Here is a 25,856-nt window from a genome sequence, read left to right as displayed (position 1 = left end):
TCAGCACCACCCCGTTGATCGTTTCTGGTCACAGCACTAGCGACCCATCACCAGCCCGTCGTTCGCCGCGCCCCGGCTGAGCACCACGTCCCGGATCCGGTCGCGTACGCCCTGTACCTCGGCGCCCTTCGTCAGTGCCTCGTTGAGGTTCACCAGTCGGCCGGCGTCGATGTCGAACTGTTGCGGGATGAACTCGGCCTTCGTCACCTCCCACCGGCCGCCGGGCCTGGCGGGCGGCGCGAAGGTGAAGCGGCCGAGGGTGGACTGGTTGCCCCGCGGGTCCTGTACGCCCTGGTGGTTGAACATGGCGCCCGCGATCTGGTCGCCCATCCCGTAGACCACCCAGGTGCCGTTGACCTTCTCGTACGCCTGCGGGACATGGGCGTAGGTGCCGAGGATCAGGTCGATGTCCGGGCGGTCCCCGGTGCGGGCGGCGGTGAGGGTCCGGGCCAGGGACCGCTGGCGCCGGTCGGGGGCGTCCTGCCATTCCGTGCCCCAGTGCATGGACACCACGACCACGTCGGCACCGGCCTGCCGGGCCGCGCGGGCGTCCGCGATGATCTTGTGCTCGTCGATCAGGCTGACGACCCAGGGCTGCCCCGGCGGCATTGGGAAGCCGTTCGTGCCGTAGGTGTAGGCGAGGTGGGCGACCTTCGCCTTCCCCGCGAGCAGGACCGTGGCGGTGCGCGCCTCGGCTTCGCTGCGCGCCGATCCGGCGTGCCGTAGGCCCGCGTGGTCAAGGGCGTCCAGCGTGCGGCGGACGCCGTCCGCGCCGTCGTCCAGGCTGTGGTCGGAGGCGGTGGAGCAGCCGTCGTAGCCGGTGGCGGCGAGGCCGGTCGCGACCTCGGGCGGGGACTTGAAGGTGGGGTAGCCGGTGTACTCGCCGTTCTCTCCGTACACCGTCTTCATGTGGCACAGCGCCAGATCGGCGCGGGAGACGACGCGTTCGGCCCCGGAGAACATCGGGCGGAAGTCGTAGCCGGTGCCGCCCGCGTCGAAGCGTGCCCGGTCGATGATCGAGCTGTGCGGGAGGACGTCGCCGGAGGCGACGAGCGTGAATCCGCCGGCCGCGGAGGGGGCTGGACGCCCCGCCGGGTCGGTGTCGTCGCGGGCCTCGGCCTGGCAGGCGGCGCCTGCGGCGAGAACGGCCGTGAGGGCCAGGGCAACCTGCTGTCTGCGTGCAATCATCGCTCACCCCGTTGCGATCATATTTACAGACAAATAGGTACGAGTCTGCACGCTTCCGCAAACAACCTGACTGGTTTCATTAGCCCGTCCGGCGCCCACCGGCAGCGGAATGAACCGTTCGTCGTACCGTTCGTCGACGCGATCGACCGTCCGCCGCAGATTCGTGTGCGCTCTCTGTCCGAAAGGCGCACCCTGCGATGCCATACGGCCATGACGGCCGGAACCACCCTCTCGAACGGGACGACGACCGCCGAGCACGAGCTCGCCGCACTGCAGCGGGAGCACGGCCGGCCTCTTTTCGCGCTGCTGCTCCGGCTCTGCGACGGTGACCGGCAGCGCGCCGAGGACCTCGTGCAGGAGACGCTCGTACGCGCCTGGCAGCATCCCGAGGCGCTACGCGCCGATGACTTCGACTCCGTACGGCCGTGGCTGCTGACCGTGGGTCGGCGGCTGGCCATAGACGCCCGGCGGGCCCGGCAGGCGCGGCCCGCCGAGGTCGGGGACGCGGTCCTGGAGAACTCGCGTGTGATAGCCGACCACGCCGAGCGGGCGGCGGCGGCACTCGATGTGCGCGAGGCTGTGAAGACACTCACTCCGGAGCACCGTGAAGTCCTGGTGCTCGTGTATTTCCACGGGGCGAGTGTGGCGGAGGCCGCGGCGGCGCTCGGAATTCCGCCCGGTACGGTGAAGTCCCGCGCGTACTACGCGCTGCGCGCCCTGCGCAGGGTGCTTCCGGGATACGCGGCCGACCTGCGGTGAAACCAATGGATGAGTCAAACCTCCGTAAAGCGCCTTGCTGAAGACCCCCGTTGAGCAATCTGCTGTCTTCATCCGTGTTCCGGACTGGGGCCCGGGGTCGGGCGACGCGCACGCACCGGAGGAAGGCAGGAAGGGATGCTGCACAGAGGTCAAGAGAGCACGGACGGCACCGGCGGCGGTGAACTGACCGTCCCCATGGCGTGGTTGTACGCCGAGTACATCGCCGACGAGCTGCTGCGGACCGGCGATCTGATGCCGCCGACGTCCTTCGAGTTCCGCGCCGGACGGGATGCGCTGGCGCTGACCATCTTCCTGTCCGACACCGACGGCGAGCTGTCCGGCATCCGGGTCGTCTCCCAGCTGGAGACCTGGCTCTCGCTGACGGCGTACGACCAGCCGTGGCAGGACTGGGTGCGCGAGCACCTGGCGAAGCTGGCCGCCGAGGCGATCGAGTCGGGGGACCCCGCACCCGACCTGGCGCTGGCGGAGGCGGCCTGGCGCTGGCTGGAGGAGACCGAGCTGCTCGCGCCCGACCTGAACGCGGTGCCCGGGGGTGCCGCTATGGCCGGCGAGGACGAGGGGCCGAAGGTGTGGACACCGGCCTGGCAGCTGGGGCTGCCGCTGGGACATCTCGCCATCCATCTTTTTTGAGATTCGGCGCCGATCCGACCAATCCTCGGCCCGAGCCGCTCCGAATCCTTTGGTTGCGATTCGGTAAGTGGCTTGAGTGATTCTTCGGCTTGGTGCGTACCGGTGGGAGCAAGGAGTAACCCCACCCGCACCCAACGGCACGAGGATTCGGCATGAGGTCCCTGGAGAGGCATCGCGACGTCGCCGCGTACGCGCTCGGCGTGCTGGACGAGGCGGACGCCTTCCGCTTCGAGGACCACCTCATGGAGTGCCCCAGCTGTACGGCACACGTGACCGAATTCGGGCCGGTGACCCGGCAGTTGATGTTGTACCGACGGGCCACTCCGCGCTTTGTGAACCCCCTGACCCAGCCCGGAAACCGGCTGCTGGACCGGCTGCTCGGCGAGGTGACGGCACGGCGACGGGTCGGGCGCAGGCGGGTGCTGTACGCCGTGGCGGCCTCGGTGGCGATCGCTGTGGCGGCGCCCGCGGTGGCGATCACGGCGGGCGGCGGCGACGGCTCCGTGCGCATCACCGCGACCGACGAGCGGTCGGGCGTATGGGCGCAGGTCACGGCGGAGAACGCGGCCTCGGGCAGTCAGATCGAGCTGAGGGTGAAGGACGGGGCCGGGCCGCGCCCCTGCCGCCTGGTCGTCCTGGGCCGGGACGGCTCGGAGGAGACGGTCACCCATTGGATGACGCCCCGCCACGACGCCCGTCCGAACACCATGCACGGCAGTTCGTCGATGCACACCGACCAGATCGACCGGTACGAGGTCCGCACGACGGACGGCGAGCATCTGGTGACACTCGACGCGAAGTAGCACGACACCCCTCCCCCGCGCCCCTGTCATCCGTCCCGCCCCGGCCACCGGGCGGTCCGGCGTCCCCGGTGTGAGACTGCTGGCGAAGCACCCCGGCGCGTCCACGGTCCGACGAGGGGAGACGAGGTGGCGACGACGGAGACCGGTGACGGCCTGCTGGAGGAATTCCTCGCCGATCCGGACAACGCCGCACTCGACCTGTCCACCGCGGTGGCCCGCTGCTCCAAGGCGCTGGGGTTGCGGCACTCCGTGGTCTACCTCGCGGACCTCCAGCAGCTCCAGCTCGTCCCGCTGACCGACGTGGCCTCGGCGCTGCCCGTCGACGACTCGCTCGCCGGCTGGACCTACCGCACCCAGTCCCTGCGGGTGGAGGAGTCCGAGACCGGCGGCATGACGGCCTGGCTCCCCCTGGTGGACGGCGCGGAGCGGCTCGGCGTGCTCGCGGTGCACTGCCCGTCGCTGACCCCCCTCTCGCTGCGCCGCAGCAGGACTCTGGCCGCCCTGCTGGCCATGATGATCACCTCTAAGCGGGCGTACAAGGACTCCTTCGTACGGCGGACCCGGACCGAACCGATGCAGTTGCCCGCCGAGATGCTGCGCGCCTTTCTGCCGCCCCGCACGATCGGCACCGGGCACGTGGTGTCCACGGCCGTGCTGGAACCCGCCTATGAGCTGGGCGGCGACGCCTTCGACCACTCCCTCACCGAGACCACGCTGCACGCCGCGGTCCTCGACGCGATGGGGCACAACCTGGCCTCGGGGCTGACCACCGCGGTGTCGCTGTCCGCCTGCCGCAACGCCCGGCGGACCGGGGCCGATCTGCCGGAGCTGGTCACGAGCGTGGACGACGCGCTGGCGCGGTGGCTGCCGGACCAGTTCTGCACCGGCATCCTCACCCAGCTGGATCTGGCCAGCGGCATGCTGCGGTGGATCAACTGCGGGCACCCCGCGCCGTTGCTCATCCGGGACCGGCGGCTCCTCGACGGCGCGATGGAACGGGAGGCCGATCCGCCGATGGGGCTGCCGTCCCTGCTCGCGGAGGGCACGCGGCGGACGCACGAGATCTCCCTCGAGCCCGGCGACCGGGTGCTGCTGTACACCGACGGGCTCACCGAGGCACGGACCCGCGACGGCGGCCTGTTCGGGCTCGCCCGGTTCACCGACTACATCATCCGGGCCACCGCCGCGGGCGAGCTGGCTCCGGAGACCCTACGGCGGCTGATCCATTCGATCCTGGAGGCTCAGCCCGGCAGGCTGCGGGACGACGCGACGATCGTGATGATCGAGTGGTGGCCGCCCGCGCGGTGAGTCCGACGCGCCGAAGCCCCGCACGGTGGCGGGGCTTCGGCTCGGTGGACGGGGTGACGAGGGCCGCGCTCCAGGCCGGCGGCAGCCTCGCCGGGTCTGTGGGGCCCGTAGGCCGGTCCGGGTGCCCCTCTAGAACCTACGGGTACACGATGTAGGCGTAGCAGTCAGCGCAGCCCTTGATGTACGCCCAGCGGAACTTGAGCGCGTAGGAGGTGTCGCACGCGCGCTCGTAGTAGACCATCGGCTGATGCGCGTCGGGGTCCGCGGCGCAGCACGGCACGGGCCCGTTCCGGGGTCAGGTGGCGCGGATGCCCCGCTCCTCGAAGACCTCGCGCACGACGCCGACGGCGTTGAGCGCTCGGGGAAACCCCGCGTACGGGACGGTCTGGATGACCGTCTCGATCACCTGCCGCGGTGAGAGCCCCACTCTGAGTGCGGCGTTGAAGTGCACCTTCTGCTGGGGTGCGGTGTCACCGAGGGCGATCAGCCCGCCCAGGGTGACGAGCTGCCGCTGCCGCAGGTCCAGCCCCGGTCGTGCGTAGACGTCCCCGAAGGCGAACTCGACGATGTAACGGCCGAGATCCGGCGCCACGTCGTTCAGGGACTCGATCACCTCGATGCCGTGCTCGCCGTCGACCTCACGGAGTTTGTCCTCGCCCCGCGCGTAGCGGTCCCCGCCGGGCTTCACCTGGATCGGCTCGACCCGCACTCCCCGTTCCTCGAACACGGTGCGCGCGGCGGCCACCGCGTTGAGCGTCCGCGGGAGCCCCGCGAAGGGCACCAAGTGGATCAGCGCCTCCACCACCTGCGCCGCGTCCAGTCCGACATGCAGTGCCGCGCCGATGTGGAACCGTAACTGCGGGGCGGTGTCCCCAGCAGAGGTCAGCGCGCCGATGGTCACCAACTGCCGCTGCCGTACATCGAGTCCGGGCCGCGCGTGCACATCCCCGTAGCCGAACTCGACCACGAAGCGCCCCAGGTCGGGGGCGATGTCCTGCAGCGCCTCCACCGTGGCGAGGGCGTCCTCCCCGGCGATCTCCTTCATACGGGCGACGCCCCGTGCGTAGCGCTTGGACACCCCATCATCCGCGCTGTCGGCCACCGCCACACCCGTCCCCGTCAGCGAGGCCGCCACCGCACCGGCCCCTCCCACCACTCCGTACCGCAACAGGGCCCGCCTGCCGCTGCTTTCCGCTCCCGCCCGCTGTCCGTCATGCCCCTCGCCCGCTGTCCCCATCCCGTTCCTCCACCAGTCGCTCGTAGTGCTCGATCTTCTTGTCGATGGCATCGAGGCTGCGCATGACGGCCTCGTAGTTCCTCCTGACCTGTGCCTGGTGGCGCCGCAACAGCTCCAGCCGCTCCCGCACGGTGGCGTCCCCGCCCCGGCGCAGTTCCGCGAACTCCGACATCCCCTGGATGGACATCCCGGTCGTGCGAAGCCGCAGTAGAAACGCCATCCAGGCCAGATCTGACGCCTGGTAACGGCGCCGGCCGTCCGGCCCGCGCTGCACGCCGTCGATCAGGCCGACGCGTTCGTAGTAGCGGAGCGTGGAGGGGTTCAATCCGGTCAGGTCGGACGTCTCCGCAATGGTCAGAGTCCTGTCGATCCGCTCGGTCGCCACACCACGACCGTACGAGTTGAAGCGCGCTTCAACGCAAGGGCCGGGACAGGGACGCGTGGTCGGTGGGCGGGTTCTGGGCGCCACCGCGCCTCCCGCCGTCTCGCGTGCAGGGGCAGACCCGCCACGGGGGAGCGAGCCTGCCCCTGCACGCCAGGCGCCACCTACCAGGGGGCTACTTGAGAAGGCGGGAAAGCCTCCGGTCGGCCAGGGGCTTGCCGCCGGTCTGGCAGGTCGGGCAGTACTGCAGGGAGGAGTCGCTGAAGGAGACCTCGCGGATCGTGTCGCCGCACACCGGGCAGGACTCGCCCGTCCTGCCGTGTACGCGCAGGCCGCTCTTCTTCTCGGCCTTGAGGCGTCCGGCGGCGACGCCGCGGGAGCGCTCGACGGCCTCGATAAGCGTGCCGCGCAGCGCCTTGTACAGGCGGGTGGTCTCCTCGGGGGTCAGGGAGGCGGCCAGTTTGAAGGGGGACATCTTCGCGGCGTGCAGGATCTCGTCGCTGTAGGCGTTGCCCACGCCGGCGATCAGGCTCTGGTCGCGCAGGGCGCCCTTGAGCTGCCGTCGCTCGTCCTTGAGCAGGGCCGCGAACCGCGGTTCGTCGAAGTCGTCGGCGAGCGGGTCCGGGCCGAGGCGGGCGACACCCGGGACCTCCTGGGGATCGTGGACGACATACACCGCGAGCCGCTTCTGGGTACCGGCCTCCGTCAGGTCGAAGCCCTCACCGCTCTCCAGGGCGACGCGCAGCGCGAGGGGGCCCTTGCCGGGCTTGGGCGGCCCGTCGGGGAGCTTGTCCTTCCAGTGCAGCCAGCCGGCGCGGGCGAGGTGGGTGACGAAGTGCGGGCCGCCGGCGGTTTCGAGGTCGAGGAACTTGCCGTGCCGGTGCACGGCGGTGACGGCGTGGCCCTCGACGGCCGTGAGCGGAGGGTCGTACGTCTTCAGCACGCTGATCGCGACGGGCAGCACCCGGACGATCTCGTGGCCGACCAGGTTCTCGGTCAGGAAGTCCTTGAGCGCTTCCACCTCGGGCAGTTCCGGCATACGTCCAGAGTGCCATCATGGACCGACGGGCTCAGCTCCGTTCCCCCACCACGAACTCGCACCACACGCATTTCCCGCCGCCCCGCGCCTCCACGCCCCACACGTCCGTGAGCAGGTCGACGAGGAGCAGTCCGCGCCCGGAGACGCCCGACTCGCCCGCGTCGCGGCGGCGGGGCAGGGCGCTGGAGGAGTCCTCGACGTCGACACGGAGCCGCCGGTCGGTGGCGGTCAGTACGCGCAGGGTGACGACGGCGGAGCCCTCGGTGTGCATCAGGGCGTTGGTGATCAGCTCGTCGGCGACGAGTTCGATCTCGTCGGCGCGCTCGCGGGCGCCCCAGGCGAGAACGGCGGCGCGGATCATGTGCCGGGCCTGGGTGAGGGCCTCGGGGTCGCCCGGTGCCACGTGCTGCTGGAGCCGGCCGCCGGACTGGGGGGTGTCCAGGCTGCGGCGGCGCAGCAGGAGCAGGGCCACGTCGTCGTCGCCGCCGCGTTCCTCGGCCACGTCGATGAGCAGGTCGGCGAGGTCGCGTACGTCGTCCGGGCCGGTCTTGATCATGGCCACGAGGGTCTGCATGCCGTCGTCGAGGTCGGCGCCGGGCTGTTCGATCAGGCCGTCGGTGCACAGCAGCAGGGTGTGGCCGGGGTCGAGCTCGATGGTGCCGACCGGGTATTCGAGGCGGCCGAACTCGGCGGACAGACCGAGCGGCAGCCCGCCCTCCACGGCTATCCGGCGACAGGTCCCGTCGGTCTGCCGGATCAGCGGGTCGATATGGCCGGCCCGGACCACCTGGACGACTCCGGTGGACAGGTCGGCCTCCGCGTACAGGCAGGTCGCGAAGCGGTCGGTGTCGAGTTCGTGCAGGAAGACGGAGGCGCGGGCCATCACGGTGGCGGGGGTGTGGCCCTCGGCGGCGTAGGCGCGCAGGACGATGCGCAGCTGTCCCATGACGGCGGCGGCGTGTGTGTCGTGGCCCTGGACGTCGCCGATGACGGCGCCGATCCGGCCGCCCGGCAGCGGGATCAGGTCGTACCAGTCGCCGCCGATGTCCCGGCCCAGGGAGCCTGCGGTAGAACCGGCGCGGTAGCGGACGGCGATGTCGGCGCCGGGCACGCTGGGGATGGTGCGCGGCAGCATGGCCTGCTGGAGGCCGGTGGCGAGGTCCTTCTCCTGTTCGTAGAACATGGCCCGCTGCAGGCTCTGCGCGATGCTGGAGCCGAGGGCGACGAGGACGTTGCGTTCGTCGGAGCTGAAGCCGCGCCGGTCGCTGTAGAGCAGGCCCATGGCGCCGATGGGTTTGGCCTGGGCGATCAGCGGCAGATAGGCGGCCGACGTGATGTTCAGGTCGGTGATGTGCGGCCACAGGATCGGATAGCTCTCGGCGAACTCCTCCGGCGACTCGATGAACCGCGGGGCGAGGGTGCGGACGACCTCGCCCATGGGATAGGGCTCGTCGATACGGGTGACGCCGGTGCCGGGCACGAAGCTGCCCGCCGGGCCCTCGGCGATCAGCCGGATCCGGCCGGCTTCGACCAGGCCCATCACCAGGCTGGTGGCGCCGAGGTGGGTGAGGCCGTGGGTGTCCTTGAGGACGTCGATGACGTCCTGGACGGTGCGGGCGTGCGCGAGGGCTGCGGTGGTGAGCTGGACGACGTTGGTCTGCCGGCGGCGGACCTCGTCCTGGGCGGTCTGGTCCTGGCACGCCTCGATCTCTTCGAATTCCTGGGTGGCGTCCCGGACGATGCCGATGATGCGGCGTGGCCGACCGGTCTCGTCGCGGCGGATGTAGCCCTGGGTGTGGGTCCAGCGCAGCATGCCGTCGCGGCGGCGGATGCGGAAGTAGGTGCCGTAGTTCTCGCTGCCGTCCTTCATGGCCTGGGCGACCAGGCCGTCGAGCCGGTGGGCCTCCGGGCGCGGGACCCGGACGGCGAGGGTTTCGGGGTTGCCGTCGTATTCGTCGGGGCGCAGGTCGAAGACCTCGTGGGCCTGGGCGTCCATGTGGAAGAGGCCGGTGTCCAGGTCCCAGTCGAAGCTGCCCATGCGATTGAGCGCCAGGATCGGATCCGGGTGGGCGGGCCAGTCGTCCGGGACTGACGGGGCGCTCGCTCCCCGATCAACCATGGGCCTACCTTGCCAGGATTCGGCTGATTCTTCGACCGGTGAGCGGCCCATCTGGTACGCAACCCGGGAAGAAGCCATGATGTAAGCGACGACCACCGCAACCATCAATTGAGCGACCACGACGGCGATCAACCAGGTCCGCGAAAGCGGCGGCGGTTTAGCCGCAAAGAGGGGCGCGCACGGCCGTGGAGTGGTTCATCGCACCCGACTACTGGCTGAGCCGGCTGGTCTTCCAGCGGGCTCTGGCCGCTGTGTATCTGGTCGCGTTCGTCACGGCGGCGCTGCAGTTCCGCCCACTGCTGGGCGAGCGCGGCATGCTGCCGATCCCCCGGTTCGTCGCACGGGTGCCTTTCCAGCAGGCGCCGAGCCTGTTCCAACTGCACTACTCGGACCGGTTCTTCGCGGCCTCCGCCTGGGCGGGCTGCGCGGTGTCGGCGGCTCTGCTGGCGGGGCTGGACTCGCTGCTGCCGCTGTGGGGCGGCATGCTGCTGTGGCTGGTGCCGTGGGTGCTGTATCTGTCGATCGTCAACGTCGGCCAGACCTGGTACGGCTTCGGCTGGGAGTCGCTGCTCCTGGAGGTCGGCTTCCTCGCGGTCTTCCTCGGCAATGACGAAGTGGCCCCGCCGATCGTCGTCCTCTTCCTGCTGCGCTGGATCCTGTTCCGGGTGGAGTTCGGGGCCGGGCTGATCAAGATGCGCGGTGACGCCTGCTGGCGGAACCTGACGTGCCTGTACCACCACCATGAGACCCAACCGATGCCGGGCCCGCTGAGCTGGTTCTTCCACCATCTCCCCCGGCCCCTGCACCGCGCGGAGGTGGCCGCGAACCATTTCACCCAGCTCGTCGTGCCCATCCTGCTGTTCACCCCGCAGCCGATCGCGACCGCCGCGGCGTCCTTGATGATCGTCACCCAGCTGTGGCTCGTCCTGTCGGGCAACTTCTCCTGGCTGAACTGGATCACGATCGTGCTGGCCCTGTCGGCGATCGAGTTCCCCACCACGCCGCCGTCCGTCGCCGACGCCCCGCTCTGGTACGAGATCGTGGTTCTCGCCGTCGCCGCGCTGCTCGTGGGCCTGAGCTACCGGCCGGTCCGCAACATGATCTCCCGCCGCCAGGTGATGAATCGCTCCTTCGACCCGTTGCACCTGGTCAACACCTACGGGGCGTTCGGCAGCGTGAGCCGGGTCCGCTACGAGGTGGTCGTCGAGGGCACGACCGATCCGGTGGCGCGCGAGGACTCGGACTGGCGGGAGTACGAGTTCAAGGGCAAGCCGGGTGATCCCCGGCACTGGCCGCGCCAGTTCGCGCCGTACCATCTGCGGCTCGACTGGATGATGTGGTTCGCCGCGCTGTCGCCCGCGTATGCCGGCTCCTGGTTCGGCGCCCTGGTGGAGCGGCTCCTGGAGAACGACCGCGCCACGCTGAAGCTGCTGCGCCGCTCGCCCTTCCAGCCCGACGAGCCCCCGCGGTTCGTCCGCGCCCGTCTCTTCCGTTACCGCTACACGACCTGGCGTGAGCTGCGGGAGACGGGCGCGTGCTGGGAGCGGACGTATGTGCGGGAGTATCTGCCGCCTACCCGGCTGGCGGGGGTGACTCAGAGGTCGTAGACGCGGGTGGCGGTGGCCTCGAAGATACGGGAGCGGTCGCTTGCGTCCGTCAACTCCCGTGCTGCCCAGAGCACTTCACCGTAGGTCGCCGCCAGCGTGCACACCGGCCAGTCCGAGCCGAACATCAGGCGGTCCGGGCCGAAGGCCTCGAGGACGGTGTCGGCGTACGGGCGCAGGTCGTCGACCGTCCAGAACCTCGGGTCGGCCTCGGTGACCATGCCGGAGATCTTGCAGACCGTGTTGGGCAGTGCGGCGAGGGTGCGGACGGCGCTCGCCCAGGGTTCCTGTCGGCCGGAGGCGATGGGGGGTTTGCCGAGGTGGTCCAGGACGAAGGTGAGGTCCGGGTGGTCCGCGGCGGCCTTGGCGCAGGCCGGCAGCTGATGGGGCAGGACGACGAGATCGTAGACCAGGCCCGCGTCGGCGACGGCGGCGAGTCCGCGGCGGACGTCGGGACGCAGCAGCCACTCCGGGTCGGGTTCGCCCTGGACCTGGTGGCGGATGCCCTTCAGGTGGTCGCCGCCGGGGAGCTCACGCAGCCGGGCCAGCTCGTCGGCGACGTCCGGGCGGGTGAGATCCGTCCAGCCGACGACCGCGCCGATCAGGTCGTGCGCGGCGGCGAGAGCGAGGAACTCCGGGGTCTCGTCCGGCACGGTGACGGTCTGGACGAGGACGGTACGGTCCACTCCGGCGGCCCGCGCCTCGGGTTCCAGGTCGGCGACGGAGAAGTTCCGCCGGATCGGCCGGAGTTCGTCTCCGGTGATCCAGTCCTGGTCGCGTACGGAGAGGTCCCAGACGTGGTGGTGGGCGTCGACGGTCACGGCAGCTCCCATACGACGGGCAGGCCCGCGTCGGCTCCCTCGTCGGAGTAGTCGTGCACCACGTCGAGGAGTTCCGCCATCCGCGCCTGCCAGGCGACGTTGACCGGCAGCCGCTCCAGCTCGGCGAGGAGCCGGGCGTAGTCCGCGCACTCCAGGACGTGGAAGAGGTCGGTGCCACTGCGCCAGATCGTCCAGGAGGTGGCGCCGGCGGCGCGGATGGCGTCCGTCAGCTCCTTCGGGACCTCACGGTGCGCGGCCTCGTATTCCGCGACCCGGTCTGCGCGGACCTTGGTGTGCAGGGCGACTCTCATGACGGCTCCTCGTCGGACAGCAGGCCGGTCTCTCTCAGCTCCCGCCAGAACGCCTGAGGCACCTGAGACGCGAACTGCTCGGCGCAGTCCCGGACTTCGGCCGCCGACCGCGCGCCGACGAGGACGCTCGCGACGGCCGGGTGCGCGGCGCAGTAGGAGAGGGCGGCGGCCCGCAGGGTGATGCCGTGGCGGTGGGCGACGGACTGCATGCGCAGGGCGCGGTCCAGCACCTCCTGTGGTGCCCGGTCGTAGTCGTACGTCGATTCCGGCCTCGGATCCGCCAGCAGGCCGGAGTTGAAGGCGCCGCCGATGACGACGGACGTGCCGCGGTCCACGGCGGCGGGCAGGAGTTCGGTGAGCGCGCTCTGGTCGAGCAGCGTGTAGCGGCCGGCGCACAGCACCACGTCGACGTCCGTGTCGCGGACGAAGCGGGTCAGCATCCCGGCCTGGTTCATGCCCGCGCCGATGGCGCCAACGACGCCTTCGGAGCGAAGTTTCTCCAGCGCGGGATAGGCCTCGTGGAAGGCCTGTTCGGCGTGGTCGTCGGGGTCGTGGAGGTAGACGACGTCGACGCGGTCGAGGCCGAGCCGTTCCAGGCCGGCGTCGAGGGTGCGTCGTATGCCGTCGGCGCTGAAGTCCCAGACGCGGCGGTGGGAGGCGGGTACGGCGAAGCCGTGCGCGAGGTCGTCGCCCGGGGTGTCGACCGGCTCCAGGCGGCGGCCGACCTTCGTCGAGATCGTGTACGCCTCCCGTGGGTGCTCGCGCAGGGCGGCGCCCAGGCGGCGTTCGGACAGGCCGAGGCCGTAGTGCGGGGCGGTGTCGAAGTAGCGGATGCCCTGCTGCCAGGCGGCGGCGACGGTTTCGTGCGCCTGCTCTTCCGTGATCTCGGTGAACAGGTTGCCGATCGGGGCGGCGCCGAAGGCGAGCGGGGTGACCTCGACGCCGCTCCTGCCGAGGGTGTTCACCGGCCGGCCGCCGGGCGCAGGCGGGGTGCTCACCGGCCCGCCGGACGCAGGCGCAGACCCTGCATGCCGCCGTCGACGGCCAGTGCCGTGCCGGTGGTGGCGCCCGACAGAGGGCTCGCCAAGTAGGCGATGGCGCCCGCGACTTCAGCCGCGCTGACCAGGCGGCCGGTGGGCTGGCGGGCCTCCAGGGCGGCGCGTTCGGCGGCCGGGTCGGCGGCGACGCCGAGGAGGCGGCCGACCCACGGGGTGTCCACGGTGCCGGGGTTGACGCAGTTGACGCGGATGCCCTCGCGGACGTGGTCGGCGGCCATGGCAAGGGTCAGGGAGTACACGGCGCCCTTGGTCGCGCTGTACAGGGCACGTTGCGGGAGGCCTGCTGTGGCGGCGATGGAGCAGGTGTTGACGATCGCGGCGTGCGACGACTCGCGCAGGTGCGGAAGGGCGGCGCGGGCTGCGCGGACCATGCCGACGACGTTGACGTCCATCACGCGGTGCCATTCGGCGTCGTCGTTGTCCTCGACGGTGCCCTGGGCGCCGATGCCCGCGTTGTTGATCAGGATGTCGAGTCCGCCGAGTTCGGCGAGGGCGGCGGCGACGGCCTCCCGGACGGAGGCGTCGTCGGTGACGTCGGCGCGGTGGGCGAGCAGCGGCTTCTCCACGGAGGACGGGTCCAGGTCGAGGACGGCGACCTGGGCGCCGCGCGCGGCCAGGAGTTCCGCGGTGGCCCGGCCGATGCCGGAGGCGCCGCCCGTCACCAGGGCCCTCAGTCCCTCGAAGTCGTTCATGCCGCCTGCCCCTTCTGCTGCGTCTGGAGGTCGGCGGCCCAGAAGGCGCCGCCGGGGAACGTGTACCGCGCGATGGACTCGGGCCGCATGTCCGCGGAGAAGCCCGGCGCGGTGGGTGCCGTGTAGTGACCGTCGCGGATCACCACCGGGTCGAGGAAGTGGTCGTGCAGATGGTCGACGTACTCGATGACGCGGTCGTCGGTGGTGCCGGAGACGGCGACGTAGTCGAACATCGAGAGGTGCTGGACGAGTTCGCACAGGCCGACGCCGCCCGCGTGCGGGCACACCGGCACGCCGAACTTGGCGGCGAGCAGCAGGATCGCGAGGTTCTCGTTGACGCCGGCGACGCGGGCCGCGTCGATCTGGACGACGTCGATCGCGCCGGCCTGAAGCAGCTGCTTGAAGACGACCCGGTTGTGGACGTGCTCTCCGGTGGCGACCTTCACCGGGGTCACGGCCTTGCGGATCGCGGCGTGCCCGAGGACGTCGTCGGGGCTGGTGGGCTCCTCGATCCAGTACGGGTCGAACTCGGCGAGGGCCTTGGTCCAGCGGATCGCCTCGTCGACGTCCCAGCGCTGGTTGGCGTCGATCGCCATGCGGATGTCCGGGCCGATCACGGACCGGGCGACCCGGCAGCGCCGGATGTCGTCCTCCAGATCGGCGCCGACCTTCAGCTTGATCTGCCGGAAGCCGTCGGCGACCGCATCGGCGGCGAGCCGGGTGAGCTTGTCGTCGTCGTAGCCGAGCCAGCCGGCGGAGGTGGTGTAGGCGGGGTAGCCGCGCTCCAGGAGCCGGGCTCTGCGGTCCTCGGCGCCGTCCCGGCCGCGGCGCAGGAGGGTCAGCGCCTCCTCGGGGCTGAGGGCGTCGGTGAGGTAGCGGAAGTCGATCTGGCCGACCAGCCACTCGGGGTCGGCGTCGGCGAGGAACTGCCACAGCGGCTTGCGCGCCCGCTTGGCGGCGAGGTCCCACACGGCGTTGGTCACCGCGCCGATCGCCATGTGCATCACACCCTTCTCGGGCCCGAGCCAGCGCAGTTGGCTGTCGCCGATCAGATCCCGGAACAGCACGCCGGGGTCGGCGCACACCTCGTTGACGGACCGTCCGACCACATGGTGGCGCAGAGCGTGGATCGCGGCGACCTGGACCTCGTTGCCCCGCCCGATGGTGAAGGTGAAACCGTGCCCCTCCGGACCACCCTCGGCGTCCGTGCGCAGCACGACGTACGCGGCCGAGTAGTCGGGGTCCGGATTCATCGCGTCGGAGCCGTCGAGCTCCCGCGAGGTGGGGAAACGGATGTCATAGGTGTCGACCGCGGAGATGCGGGAAGAGGGGACGGGCGTCTGGGACACAGAGGGCCTTTCGGTGGCTGGCGGGGACAATGCGGGTCAGTCCTGGGCGCGGCCCGTCGTGACGCGGGCGATCATGAGGGCGACGAGGATGATTCCGCCGTAGATGGCCTGAATCCAGAAGGACGGCACCTGGGCGAGGGTGAGCAGGTTCTGTACGACACCCAGGAGCAGGACGCCGGTCAGGGCGCCGAACATGGTGCCCTTGCCGCCGTCGAGGCTGATGCCGCCGATCACCGCCGCCGCGAACACGGTGAAGATCATGTTGTTGCCCTGGTTGGCGCTGATCGCTCCGACATAGCCGGTCTGCATGATCCCGCCGACCGCCGCCAGCACACCCGCGACGACGAACACGCCGAGCATCACGCGCTCGACCCGGATACCGGCCGCCCGGGCCGCGTCCGCGTTGCCGCCGATGGCGTACAGCGCGCGCCCGATCCGGTGGTACTTCAGCACGAACCCGGCGACCGCGAAGGCGACGGCGGCCAGCCACACCGACATCGGGACGTTGAGGAAGGTCGTCGTCGCGAGGGAGTAGAAGCTGTCGGGCATTCCGAACAGCGTCTTGCCCTTGGTCGCGCCGACCAGCAGACCACGCAGCACGATCAGCATCGCCAGGGTCACGATGAACGCGTTCAGCCGGAACTTCACGACCAGGATCCCGTTGAACGCGCCGATCGCCGCACCGACCACCAGGATCGCCAGCAGGGAGAGCGCGGCCGGGAACTCGGTGCCCCAGCCGGACTGGGCGACGGGCAGCACGAGCAGCGCTCCGACAGCGGGCGCGATACCGACGACCGATTCCAGCGACAGGTCGAACTTGCCGGTGATCAGCACCAGCGACTCGGCCAGCACCACCATCGCGAGCGCGGCCGAGGCACCGAGGATCGAGATCAGGTTGCGCTCGGTGAGGAACGAGTCGTTGACCACCGCGCCGAGCACCATGAGCAGCAACAGGGCCGGCACGAGGGCCAGTTCGCGGGCGCGACGCAGCAGTACCGTGCGGGCCGCCCGGGCCTCGGGCACCCGCGGCTGCTTCACCGGCGGAGCCTTGGTGTCAGCCATGGTCCACTCCTTCGATGGAGGCGATCAGCTCGTGGTCGCGCCAGCCCGCCGGGTGCTCGGCGACGACACGGCCGTGGAAGAGGACGAGGACGCGGTCGCAGCGCCGAAGGTCGTCGAGTTCGTCGGAGACGACCAGCACGGCGGTGCCGTCCTCGCGGGCGCTGTCCATCCGGGCCAGCAGGGACTCCTTGGACTTCACGTCGACGCCCGCGGTGGGGTTGATGAGGACCAGGAGCTTGGGGTCGGAGGCGAGGGCGCGGGCCATGACGACCTTCTGCGCATTGCCGCCGGACAGGTCGGAGACGGGCTGGTCGGGGCCCTCGGTGTGGATGTCGAGGCGGTCGATGAGGGCGGTGGCGAAGCCGCGCTTGTGGTCGGTGCCGACGAAGCCGTACCGGCCGAGCCGGTTCAGGACGGTCATGGTGGCGTTGTCGCCGATGGTCATGCCGGCGACCAGGCCCTGCTCGTGCCGGTCACGGGGCACACAGCCGACGCCCGCCTTGAGGGCGGCCTGCACATCGCCGAACGGGAGCCGCTCACCGTCCAGTCGGGCGGTCCCGCCCGTCGGGGTGTGCAGTCCCGCGAAGGACTCGGCGAGTTCGACCTTGCCGCTGCCGCTGATGCCGGCCAGTCCGACGACCTCGCCGCGGCGAACGGTGAGGTCGATGTTCTGGTACGACGGAGAGGTGAGCCCGCGGGCTTCGAGGAGGACGGGGGCCTCGTGGTCGACGTCCCTGGGATCCACGGCCTGTTCGGCGATGGCCTCGATGGACTCCCCCGCCATCGCCTCCACCAGGGCCTGCCGCGGGAGTTCGGCGACCGGGGCCGTGGTGATCCAGCGGGCGTCACGCAGCACGGTGACGGTCTGGCAGACCTCGTACACCTCCTGCAGATGGTGCGAGATGAACAGGAAGGTGACGCCGGAGTCCTGGAGCGCGCGCATGCGGGTGAAGAGCCGCTCGATCTCGCGGTTGTCGAGCTGGGCGGTGGGCTCGTCGAGCACGATGAACCGGGCGCCGAAACTCAACGCACGGGCGATCTCCACCATTTGGCGGTCCTCGACCTTGAGGTCGGCGGTGCGGGCCTCGGGGTCGACGTGCACGTCCCAGGTGTCGAGGAGCGCGGCGGCCTCGGACCTCAGGGTGCGCCAGCTGATGAAGCCGCGCTGCAACGGCTGCCGGTTGATGCTGTGTTTATCCGGGGGACGCCGCATCCCATAGCGGCTCCGCCGCGGGCCGGACCCCCGGCCGACCCTGACGCCGAGCCTCGTTGATTTGGCAGCGTGGATCTCGGCGATGAAGAGATTCTCGGCAACCGTCATCTCAGGGACGAGGGTGGGCTTCTGATAGACGCAGGCCACCTTGCGGCGCCAGGCGTCCCGGTCGGCGAGCGGGGGTGCGGGCTCGCCGTCGAAGCGGACCGTGCCCTCGTCGGCGGGCTGGAGGCCGGTGAGGATGTTCACCAGGGTGGACTTTCCGGCGCCGTTGCGGCCGACGAGGCCGTGGGACTCGCCGGGGAACACGGTGAGTTGTCCTTCGTACAGGGCGGTTGTGGGGCCGTACCGCTTGGTGATGCCACGCGCCTCGACAAGTGGGGTGCTCATCCGACCGTGTTGCCCCACAGCTCGGGGTCGTCGACGTTGTCCTTCGTGACCAGCGGCGCGGGCAGCTGATCCTCGAGGATGCCGCTGGGCAGCTTGACGATCTCGGAACCGTGGTCGGTCGGGCCCGGCTTGAAGGTCTTCCCCTCCATCGCCGCCTTGATGTAGTACATGCCGTACTTGGCGTACAGGTCGGCGGGCTGGGAGACGGTGGCGTCGATCTCGCCCTTGCGGATGGCGTCGTACTCCTGCGGGATGCCGTCGTTCGAGACGATCGCGATGTGGCCCGCCTGGCCCGTCTTCTTCAGCATGCCCTTGGACTTGAGGGTCTGGAGCGTGGGCGCGAGGTAGACGCCGCCCGCCTGCATGTAGATGCCCTTGATGTCGGGGTTGGCGTTCAGCAGCGTGTCGAGCTTGGAAGCGGCCGTGTCCGACTCCCACTTGGCCGGTATCTCCAGGACCTTCAGCTTCGGGTAGTTCTTCTTGACGCAGTCGCGGAACGCCTCCGAGCGGTCACGGCCGTTGACCGAGGCGAGGTCGCCCATGATCTGCACGACCTTGCCGGACGGGATCTGCTTGCCGAGGTACTCGCAGGCCTTCTCGCCGTACGCGACGTTGTTGGCGCGTACGACCATGGCGACCTTGCCCTTCTCGGGCGCCACATCGACGGCGACCACAGGTACGCCCTTGCGCTCGGCCTGGTCGAGCCCGGCCTCGATGGCGGCGCTGTCCAGCGGGGCCACGACCACGCCCTTCACGCCCTGGTTGAGCTGGTTGTTGATGTCGGTGATCTGCTGGGAGGGGTCGCTGTTGGAGTTGACCGTCTTCAGCGCGTCCACCCCTTCGGACTTGGCCATCTTCGGTACGTAGTCGTTGTACGACTGCCAGAACGGCGAGGTCAGCAGAGGCAGGATCACCCCGACCTTGCCGGTGCCGCCGGCTCCGGCACTCGCGGACCCGGTGTCGTTGGTGCTGCCGCATGCCGTGAGCGCGAGGGCGCCGCAGACGGCCACCGCCGCCGCGCGCACCATCCGCGGGGAAACCCGCCACCGTCCGTTCCGCACAGATCCGTCGGCCATCTGCCAGCTCCTCATCGAGCGTGATCGAGCAGTTGCCCGCATACTTATCAGACCACTTCGACCTGACAACACCCTCTCGCAGCAAATATTCGCGGTTTCCGGCCATAGTGGTCCGACCACATCGGAGATTAGACTGCGGGCGCACCGGCGACAGGAGGAATGGCGTGGACGAGACCGCCCCGCAGAAGGGCACGGTGACGCAGCGCGCCATCGAGCAGATCAAGGCGATGATCGGCGAGGGCCGGCTGGAGCCGGGCCAGCGGCTGCCGACCGAGCGCGATCTCGCGGTCCAGCTGGGCATCTCCCGCAGCTCGATGCGCGAGGCGATCCGCGCGCTCACCGTGCTCGGCGTCCTGGAGGCGCGGCACGGCTCCGGTATCTACGTCACCCAGCTCCAGGCCGGTGACCTGCTGGAGACGTTCGGGGTGGTCGCCGACCTCTCCCGCGGCCCGCGCCTCGTGGAGTTGCTGGAGGTCCGCCGCATCCTGGAGTCCACGGCGACCGCGCTGGCCGCCGCGCGCATCACCCCGGACCAGCTCGCCGAGGTGGAGAAGCACCTCACGGCGATGAACGCCACTGACGACCCCGACGAGATCCTCGCCCACGACCTCGCCTTCCACCGCGAGATCGCCGTCGCCGCCGGCAACGACACCATGGCCGCCATCCTGGAGGGCCTCTCCTCCCGCACCTTCCGCGCCCGCGTCTGGCGCGGCTACCAGGAAGAGGGCGCCTTCGCCCGCACCCGCCGCGAACACGCCGCGATCCACCGCGCCCTCGCCGCCCGCGACCCGGAGGCGGCACGGGCGGCGGCGGCCGCACATGTGGGCGAGGTGGAGGAGTGGCTGCGGACCCAACTCGGGCCGCAGTAAGGGCCGTACGGGACGGGACGGGATGCAGTAGGGCCGCACGGGATTCCGCCGCGCACTGGACAGCTGCGGGCCGCTCACCCACCCTCGGTTGGGTTGGAAGGAGTACGACCCGTCCGCAGAACGGCCCCATCCCGCTACGGAAGGCGGCCCCGGTGAAGTCCAGCTACGCCATGCTCCCCGACTACCCCTCCAGGACATGTGGCTGCTCTTCGCCGCCGCCGGACGACGCGCTGAGCCATACACGCGAGGCGCACGACTACGCGGTGCGGCACATACGGGCCGGTGCCGAACGGCCGGGCAAGGAATGGCGCTCCCTCGACATCGCCGCCGGTGACCTCGCCGAACGACTCTCCGTCTCCGGCACTCCCGAGGAAATCTGCGCCCTGACCGACCGCACCCTCGTGAAGGCCTTCACCGGCCGTGACTTGGAGAACATGGCTGACGTGAACACACATCTGCGGCTGATCCACGACACGATCATGCCCGCGTACGACACGAGCGTCCCCGGCGCGGGCGGCGAACCGTCGGGACGCCAACCTGCTTGAGTGTGGGGACAGTTGCCGACCACCTCACGGCGACCCGCCGCGCATCGTCGCACGCCGGGGACTCGGCCGGCGGGCGCTCCAGCAGGTCCGTCGCCGTGACGTCCGCGACCTCGAAGCCTGCGAGGTGTTCCCTGTCGTCCGCGCGGGAGCCGAGGACGGTGGTGGGCGCGGGCCCCGGCGGGGACAATGGGCGTATGGGGTTCAGGGGAACGGTCCGTGTCGTGCTCGCTCTGGTGCTGTCGGCCGCCGTGGGCTGCACGTCGAGTGACGGCGGCGACGACGACCAGGTACGCCCGAGTCCACCGGCGTCGACCCGCACCACCACGCAGAGCCCCACGCCCACCCCCACACCGGTCGACCCCGTGTCCATCCCCGGCCTGATCGAGCGCGAGCACACCGGTTCCGGGCTGAAGCTCGGCACCGTGCTGGCCCGCACCGCCGCCTACACCAGCTACGAGGTGACGTACGAGGCGAACGGGCTGACGATCTCCGGGCTCATGAACATCCCCACGGGCAAGGGGCCGTTCCCGGCGCTGGTGCTGGCGCACGGCTACATCGACCCGGACGTCTACACCACCGGCCGGGGACTCGCGCGCGAGCAGGATCTCCTCGCCCGTAACGGCTATGTCGTCCTGCACACCGACTACCGCAACCACGCGAGGTCGGACAAGGATGCCGAGAACGACGTCAACCTCCGGCTCGGTTACACCGAGGACGTCATCGGCGCGGCGAAGGCGTTGCGGTCGTCCGGGCGGCCGGAGATCGACGGCGACCGGATCGGACTGCTGGGCCGGTCGATGGGCGGGGGTGTCGTCTACAACGCCCTGGTGGTGGCTCCGGGGCTCTTCGACGCCGCCGTCGCCTTCGCTCCGGTCAGCGGGCACCCGGAGGAGAACATCGACCACTTCCAGCGCCCCGAAGGGGACCCGCTCGTCGGCGAGATCGAGGCCGCGCACGGCACGCCCGAGGAGAACCCGAAGTTCTGGCGCGAGGTGTCCCCCCTCACTTACGTCGACCGGGTCACCGAGCCTCTCCTGATCCATCACGGCACCGTCGACGACACCTGCCCCATCGTCTGGACCCGGCACACCGTGGCCGCGTTCGAGAAGGCGGGCAAGGATGTCCAACTGCGTACCTACCGCGGCGAGGGCCACACGTTCTACGGGCAGTGGCCGCGCTCGATGGAGACCACGATGAACTTCTTCGAGGAGCGTCTGCGCTGAACGGTGGCCACCAGGTCACCGACGCCCTGGTGGCCACCTGCTCCCTCAGACCCGGGACCGGTACAGACCGAACTCCATGATCCGTACGGCACTCCGGGCGCCGGTCACCCGCAGCCGCCACCGCCGGGCCCGCACCGGAGCCGCCAGCAGCAGGATCCGGCTCGCGCCGACCGTCCCCGCCCCGGTCACCTCCGTCCAGGATCCGGCCACGTGGGCCTCGACGACGAAGCTCTCCACCTGCTGCCCGTGCCGGGTGTCCTCGGCCAGCCGGACACGGTCCACTTCCCGCTCCTTTCCGAGGTCGACGGTGACCCGCCCGGGTGAGGCCGTGACACGGGCTCCTCGCGCCAGGTCCTCGGGCAGCTCCTGGTCGACGCGCTCGCGGAACTCCCGCAGCCGGACCACGTCGGCGGCGGGCAGCAATCCGTCGGTGTCCGGCGGGATGTTGAGCAGCAGAACCGAGTTGCGCCCGACGGACCGGAAGTAGATGTCCGTCAACTGGGCCACGCTCTTGGGTTGTTGGTCGGCATGGTAGAACCAGCCGTCCCGGATGGACACATCGCACTCGGCCGGCCACCACTGCAGATGGTCCGCCGTCGGCAGGGCGGCGACGAGCGCGTCACGGCTGCCCATGTCGGGGGCGTCGTAGGCGAGGGCGTAGTCGGTCCGGCCGTAGTCCTTCTCCTGGACCGGTACGACGCTCCACTCGTCCTCGCGGGCCAGTCCGCCCTCGTTGCCGACCCATCGCACGTCCGGGCCGGAGACCGCGATCACCGCGTCCGGGGTGAGCGACCGCACCAGGGTGTACCAGCTGTCCCAGTCGTACTTCTCGACCTTGTCCGGCGGGATGCGCCCCTGGGCTCCGTCGAACCAGACCTCGTCGATCGGGCCGTACTCGGTGAGTACTTCGTAGAGGTGGTTGAGCATGTGGGCGCCGTAGTCGGTGGCCGGGAGGCTGTACGACTCCTGCGGTGTGCGGTCGTCGCCCTCGACGAGCGTGGGGATGGTGCGCGTGGTGCGGGCGCTGCCGTTGGCGTAGACGCCGTGGAGGTACTGGTTCTCGTCGGCGGGCGAGATGTAGACGCCGACCTTGAGGCCGTGGCGGCGCATGGAGTCGGCGAAGGAGCGCAGCACGTCGCCCCGTCCGTTCCGCCAGCTGCTGGAGGCCACGGTGTGGTCGGTGTAGCGGGAGGGGTGGAGCACGAAGCCGTCGTGGTGCTTGACGGTGAGGATGGCGAGCTGGAAGCCGCCGTCGCGCAGGGCTCCGGCCCACTGGTCGGTGTCGAGGCCGGTCGGCTGGAACACATCGGGGTCCTCGTCGCCGGTGCCCCACTCCAGACCGGTGAAGGTGTTCACGCCGAAGTGCAGGAACGCGGTCCGCTCCAGCCGCTGCCAGGCGATCTGCCGTGCGGTGGGCCGGACTTGGGATGCCTTGCGGACGAGGTCGGCCTCGGTGTCGTCCGGGGAGACGGGGATGCGGTAGCGGGGATCTTCGGCCTCGGCGGGTGCGGCCACCGCGGGGATTCCGGTCACGGCGAGCGCGGTGACGGCGGTCGCTCCGGTGACGAAGAGGCGTCTGGAGACAGTCATCGGTGAGACTCCTCAGCTCAAGTGCCAGACGGCGGAGGGAAGTCGGTCGGGCGGGTACTGCACGAGCCGGCCGTCGTCCGGGCTCAGGGTCATCTGCGTGATGGCGTTGACGAGCCGGTATCCGCCGGCGACCGGCTCCAACTCCCAGCGCTGCAAGGTGTTCGTGGCATCGCAGATCTGCGCGGTCGCTTCGACGCCCGGCTGGAGGGGCACGTTGAGCGTCAGCTTTCCGCCGCGCACCTCCAGGCAGCCCGCCACGGTCCGCAGGGTCAGATAGCCGTCGGCCGTGCGCTTCACCTGAGCCGTGAACGACAGCCCGTCCGTCCGGAAGGTGTACGTCCCGTCCGCCACCGGCGTCCGGGTCAGGTCCCGCCACCCGGGCGCGTGGCCCACGGCCGAACCGCGTGCGGTGAACTCGGCGTACGTGGCGTCGGGGTGCGGATCGCCCCAGGTGGCCTGGGCGATATGGCGCAGCGCGGGCCACAGCCGCTCGGCGACCTCGTTCTCCGTCTCCCCGCGGCCGTTGTCGGGCCACAGGCTGATCTTCGCGCCGGTGATGCCGTCGGCCGAGGTGAGTTTCTCGCCTTCGAAGCTGCGCGGATCCCAGTTCTGCTCGTACAAGCCCTGGGTGTCGGAGTGGAAACCGCCGCGGACGAGGTACAGGGCATAGGCGGCATTCATCAACGGGTAGCCCTGGTCGATGAGTCGGCTCGGTTTCACGGCCACGTTCAGCCAGTGCTCGACCGTCGTGCCCGCCGCCACGGGCACGGTGTTGGCGCCGGTGAGCCCGTCGTTCCAGATGCGCAGCTTCTTGCCCTTGGCTGCCGCGTGGGCGTGGACGCGGTTGACGAAGTCGACGAACGCGTCCTGGGGTGTGGCGTCGGAGCCGTACTTCTCCCGCGCGTACTGAAGGATGTGCGGGTACTTGGCGAAGTCGGAGCCGAGCATGTACTCGTCGGCGCCCATGTGCCAGGACGTGGATGCGAAGACCTGCGCGTACTCGTCGATCAGGCTCGTGTAGTAGGCGAAGGCCTCCGGCCGGGTGATGTCGAGGCGCGAGGGCTGCTTGTTGCCGTCGGTGTCGGTGAGCTGCAGGTCGGGGCGGTTCTCTAGCCACGGGTCCATGTGGCCCGGGGAGTTGATCTCGGGGATGATCTCGACGTGGTACTTGGCGCCGAGGGCGACGAGGCGGCGTATCTCGTCCTTCGTGTAGTAGCCCCAGGTGTTGGCCTCGGGGTGGGCGTCGCTCTTCACCTTCAGCTCGAGGAGCAGCTGGTTGAGCTTGTGGTACGCCATCTCGCGGACGAGGTTCTCCAGCCAGGGCATGGAGATGTGGATGTAGCAGGCGCACACGCCGACGCCCCGCTCCTGGTAACGCGGCACGTCGACCGTGCGTCCCGCGGGGATCCGGTCGCCCTGCGCGAGGAGTTGCAGGACCGTCCGGGTGCCGTAGAAGACGCCGGTCTCGGTCGCGCCGGTCACCGACAGCCGCTTGCCGGCGTGGAGTTCGTAGCCCTCCCTGCCGAGCGATGTCCTCCCGGACTGTACGTCGATCACGATGTCACCGGCACGCGCCCCACCCCGTACGACAGGAACCGTGCCGTGTCCCGCGACCCGCAGATCATCGGCGAGGGTCTGGGCGACCCGGCGCTCCGCCCCGGAACCGGCGACCAGACGAGTCCCGTTCCCGTAGGCATAACTGCCCGCCTCTGCCGTCCAGTCGGTCAGCGCGGGCACGGTGACCGGCGGCGCCTCCTGCTTCGCCGTCGCCTGCGCCGGTACCCCGAAGAGCATCAGCACGGCGACGAGCCCGATCAGGGCGAACCGTCTCTTCCCGCGCTCAGCCATGCCACTCCACCTTGAACACCCACGCGTGACGACCCGCCTTCCGGGCCGCCTCGGGTACGTCGATCACCAGTGCTCCATTCCGTACGGTCCAGGTCAGGGGCCGGTCGTGGCCAAGCATCGTCACTTTGTCGCCGCCACGGACCGGGACGGGGCCTCGACGGTGAGCTGTGCGCCCGGCCGGGCCAGGGAGTGGATGTAGAAGGCCTCGTTCGGGCGGACCGTGAACCTGAGGTCTTCGCCGAGTTGCGCCGTCCGCGACCAGTACGAGGAAGGGAATGCCGTCGACCTCGACCCGGCCGGAGGGGAGTTCCTCGCCCGGGAAGGTGTAGCCCGAGCCGTCGAAGTCACCGCCGCGGTCGGAGCCGGTGTCGATGCCGTCGTTGTCGGACAGCCCGTCCAGCGGGACGGGGACCGGGTCGGGGACGGGAACCCACTGACCGGCAGCGTGTGCCTCGGCGGTCACGGTGAGGGGAAGGGCTGCCGAAGCGGCGACGCCCGCCGCGACACCCAGGACCAGACGTCTTGGATACATACCCATGAGCGGCTCCAATTCATCGGATGTCCGATGATTGAGCGGGCTCCTGAACCTGTCAATGGGGCGGAACGGCAGGAGAGTTGAGCGATTGATCGGAGGATCTGCTGTTCAGCGGGCGACTCCGGGGCACACCCGCGCGAAAAGTCCAAGAACCGCCGCCCGAATGTCCAAGCCCCGCTCCCTC

General features: G+C 70.3%; 24 protein-coding genes and 1 pseudogene. 8 read left to right on the top strand and 17 right to left on the bottom strand.

The window, feature by feature from the left end:
* Positions 1–36 precede the first annotated feature (36 nt).
* On the bottom strand, positions 37–1,188 hold the full coding sequence (locus QQY66_RS44985) for a CapA family protein (protein ID WP_301986247.1): 1,152 nt from the start codon (positions 1,186–1,188) through the stop codon (positions 37–39).
* 210 nt (positions 1,189–1,398) lie between these two features.
* Between QQY66_RS44985 and QQY66_RS44980 the strand changes: the two genes are divergently transcribed.
* The 4 genes from QQY66_RS44980 to QQY66_RS44965 all read left to right on the top strand — a co-directional run bounded on the left by QQY66_RS44980 (position 1,399) and on the right by QQY66_RS44965 (position 4,709).
* The gene (locus QQY66_RS44980) at positions 1,399–1,947 is read left to right on the top strand and encodes a sigma-70 family RNA polymerase sigma factor (RefSeq protein ID WP_301986246.1); all 549 of its coding nucleotides are present in this window, start codon (positions 1,399–1,401) and stop codon (positions 1,945–1,947) included.
* Between the two features lie 135 nt (positions 1,948–2,082).
* Complete coding sequence (locus QQY66_RS44975; RefSeq protein WP_301986245.1) at positions 2,083–2,598, top strand: hypothetical protein; 516 nt, start codon at positions 2,083–2,085, stop codon at positions 2,596–2,598.
* A gap of 152 nt (positions 2,599–2,750) precedes the next feature.
* Positions 2,751–3,401: a zf-HC2 domain-containing protein gene (locus QQY66_RS44970; RefSeq protein WP_301986244.1), complete on the top strand. Its 651-nt coding sequence runs from the start codon at positions 2,751–2,753 to the stop codon at positions 3,399–3,401.
* Between the two features lie 126 nt (positions 3,402–3,527).
* On the top strand, positions 3,528–4,709 hold the full coding sequence (locus QQY66_RS44965; RefSeq protein ID WP_301986243.1) for a PP2C family protein-serine/threonine phosphatase: 1,182 nt from the start codon (positions 3,528–3,530) through the stop codon (positions 4,707–4,709).
* Positions 4,710–4,845: 136 nt separating this feature from the next.
* Here QQY66_RS44965 and QQY66_RS44960 read toward each other — a convergent pair whose 3' ends face one another.
* From QQY66_RS44960 to QQY66_RS44940, 5 genes are all read right to left on the bottom strand, one after another.
* Positions 4,846–4,989, bottom strand: coding sequence for a hypothetical protein (locus QQY66_RS44960; RefSeq protein WP_301986241.1), 144 nt, complete (start codon positions 4,987–4,989; stop codon positions 4,846–4,848).
* Between the two features lie 15 nt (positions 4,990–5,004).
* Positions 5,005–5,946 carry a carboxymuconolactone decarboxylase family protein gene (locus tag QQY66_RS44955; RefSeq protein ID WP_301986238.1) on the bottom strand — a complete coding sequence of 314 codons (942 nt, stop codon included), beginning with the start codon at positions 5,944–5,946 and terminating at the stop codon, positions 5,005–5,007.
* Positions 5,921–6,331 (bottom strand): MerR family transcriptional regulator, encoded by a 411-nt coding sequence (locus QQY66_RS44950; protein ID WP_301986237.1) that lies wholly within the window; start codon positions 6,329–6,331, stop codon positions 5,921–5,923. The genes QQY66_RS44955 and QQY66_RS44950 overlap by 26 nt, the downstream gene beginning before the upstream one ends.
* A gap of 172 nt (positions 6,332–6,503) precedes the next feature.
* Positions 6,504–7,367, bottom strand: a complete 864-nt coding sequence (locus QQY66_RS44945; protein WP_301986236.1) for an Fpg/Nei family DNA glycosylase — start codon at positions 7,365–7,367, stop codon at positions 6,504–6,506.
* Between the two features lie 31 nt (positions 7,368–7,398).
* Positions 7,399–9,486 carry a SpoIIE family protein phosphatase gene (locus QQY66_RS44940; RefSeq protein ID WP_301986235.1) on the bottom strand — a complete coding sequence of 696 codons (2,088 nt, stop codon included), beginning with the start codon at positions 9,484–9,486 and terminating at the stop codon, positions 7,399–7,401.
* 185 nt (positions 9,487–9,671) lie between these two features.
* Here QQY66_RS44940 and QQY66_RS44935 point away from each other — a divergent pair, with 185 nt between their 5' ends.
* Positions 9,672–11,093, top strand: coding sequence for a lipase maturation factor family protein (locus tag QQY66_RS44935; protein WP_301986233.1), 1,422 nt, complete (start codon positions 9,672–9,674; stop codon positions 11,091–11,093).
* Here the strand turns inward: QQY66_RS44935 and QQY66_RS44930 are convergent.
* The 8 genes from QQY66_RS44930 to QQY66_RS44895 are packed head-to-tail and all read right to left on the bottom strand — an operon-like array spanning position 11,081 to position 19,014.
* Positions 11,081–11,911 carry an amidohydrolase gene (locus QQY66_RS44930; RefSeq protein ID WP_301986232.1) on the bottom strand — a complete coding sequence of 277 codons (831 nt, stop codon included), beginning with the start codon at positions 11,909–11,911 and terminating at the stop codon, positions 11,081–11,083. The two genes, QQY66_RS44935 and QQY66_RS44930, sit on opposite strands and share 13 nt — an antisense overlap.
* Positions 11,908–12,222, bottom strand: coding sequence for an L-rhamnose mutarotase (locus tag QQY66_RS44925; protein WP_301986231.1), 315 nt, complete (start codon positions 12,220–12,222; stop codon positions 11,908–11,910). Before QQY66_RS44925 ends, QQY66_RS44930 begins: the two co-directional genes overlap by 4 nt.
* Entirely contained in the window at positions 12,219–13,187 is a 969-nt protein-coding gene (locus QQY66_RS44920; protein WP_301987708.1) for an aldo/keto reductase, read from the bottom strand. Before QQY66_RS44920 ends, QQY66_RS44925 begins: the two co-directional genes overlap by 4 nt.
* A 29-nt stretch (positions 13,188–13,216) precedes the next feature.
* The gene (locus QQY66_RS44915) at positions 13,217–13,972 is read right to left on the bottom strand and encodes an SDR family NAD(P)-dependent oxidoreductase (RefSeq protein ID WP_301986230.1); all 756 of its coding nucleotides are present in this window, start codon (positions 13,970–13,972) and stop codon (positions 13,217–13,219) included.
* On the bottom strand, positions 13,969–15,321 hold the full coding sequence (locus QQY66_RS44910) for an L-fuconate dehydratase (protein WP_301986229.1): 1,353 nt from the start codon (positions 15,319–15,321) through the stop codon (positions 13,969–13,971). Before QQY66_RS44910 ends, QQY66_RS44915 begins: the two co-directional genes overlap by 4 nt.
* Positions 15,322–15,357: 36 nt before the next feature.
* Complete coding sequence (locus QQY66_RS44905) at positions 15,358–16,383, bottom strand: ABC transporter permease (protein ID WP_301986228.1); 1,026 nt, start codon at positions 16,381–16,383, stop codon at positions 15,358–15,360.
* Positions 16,376–17,986, bottom strand: coding sequence for a sugar ABC transporter ATP-binding protein (locus QQY66_RS44900; RefSeq protein ID WP_301986226.1), 1,611 nt, complete (start codon positions 17,984–17,986; stop codon positions 16,376–16,378). The genes QQY66_RS44905 and QQY66_RS44900 overlap by 8 nt, the downstream gene beginning before the upstream one ends.
* A complete protein-coding gene (locus QQY66_RS44895) occupies positions 17,983–19,014 on the bottom strand; it encodes a sugar ABC transporter substrate-binding protein (RefSeq protein ID WP_301987707.1) in 1,032 nt (343 codons plus the stop codon). The genes QQY66_RS44900 and QQY66_RS44895 overlap by 4 nt, the downstream gene beginning before the upstream one ends.
* A gap of 212 nt (positions 19,015–19,226) precedes the next feature.
* Between QQY66_RS44895 and QQY66_RS44890 the strand changes: the two genes are divergently transcribed.
* The 3 genes and pseudogenes from QQY66_RS44890 (at position 19,227) to QQY66_RS44880 (ending at position 21,699) form a co-directional block, all read left to right on the top strand.
* Positions 19,227–19,931 (top strand): FadR/GntR family transcriptional regulator, encoded by a 705-nt coding sequence (locus QQY66_RS44890; RefSeq protein WP_301986225.1) that lies wholly within the window; start codon positions 19,227–19,229, stop codon positions 19,929–19,931.
* 227 nt (positions 19,932–20,158) lie between these two features.
* Positions 20,159–20,476 (top strand): annotated as a pseudogene (locus QQY66_RS44885) (hypothetical protein); the annotation flags it as partial.
* A 194-nt stretch (positions 20,477–20,670) separates the two neighbouring features.
* Positions 20,671–21,699 (top strand): S9 family peptidase, encoded by a 1,029-nt coding sequence (locus QQY66_RS44880; protein WP_301986224.1) that lies wholly within the window; start codon positions 20,671–20,673, stop codon positions 21,697–21,699.
* 45 nt (positions 21,700–21,744) lie between these two features.
* Here QQY66_RS44880 and QQY66_RS44875 read toward each other — a convergent pair whose 3' ends face one another.
* From QQY66_RS44875 to QQY66_RS44865, 3 genes are read right to left on the bottom strand one after another with little or no spacing between them, the layout of a single operon-like run.
* Positions 21,745–23,289, bottom strand: coding sequence for an alpha-L-fucosidase (locus tag QQY66_RS44875; RefSeq protein WP_301986223.1), 1,545 nt, complete (start codon positions 23,287–23,289; stop codon positions 21,745–21,747).
* Between the two features lie 12 nt (positions 23,290–23,301).
* On the bottom strand, positions 23,302–25,137 hold the full coding sequence (locus QQY66_RS44870) for a family 20 glycosylhydrolase (RefSeq protein ID WP_301986222.1): 1,836 nt from the start codon (positions 25,135–25,137) through the stop codon (positions 23,302–23,304).
* Entirely contained in the window at positions 25,130–25,675 is a 546-nt protein-coding gene (locus QQY66_RS44865; protein ID WP_301986220.1) for an alpha-L-fucosidase C-terminal domain-containing protein, read from the bottom strand. Before QQY66_RS44865 ends, QQY66_RS44870 begins: the two co-directional genes overlap by 8 nt.
* Between the last annotated feature and the right edge of the window lie 181 nt (positions 25,676–25,856).

Origin of the sequence: Streptomyces sp. DG2A-72, assembly GCF_030499575.1 — a bacterium.
GTDB lineage: Bacteria > Actinomycetota > Actinomycetes > Streptomycetales > Streptomycetaceae > Streptomyces.
Note: the sequence above shows the minus strand (reverse complement) of the source record. Positions and strands in the feature narration are given on the sequence as shown.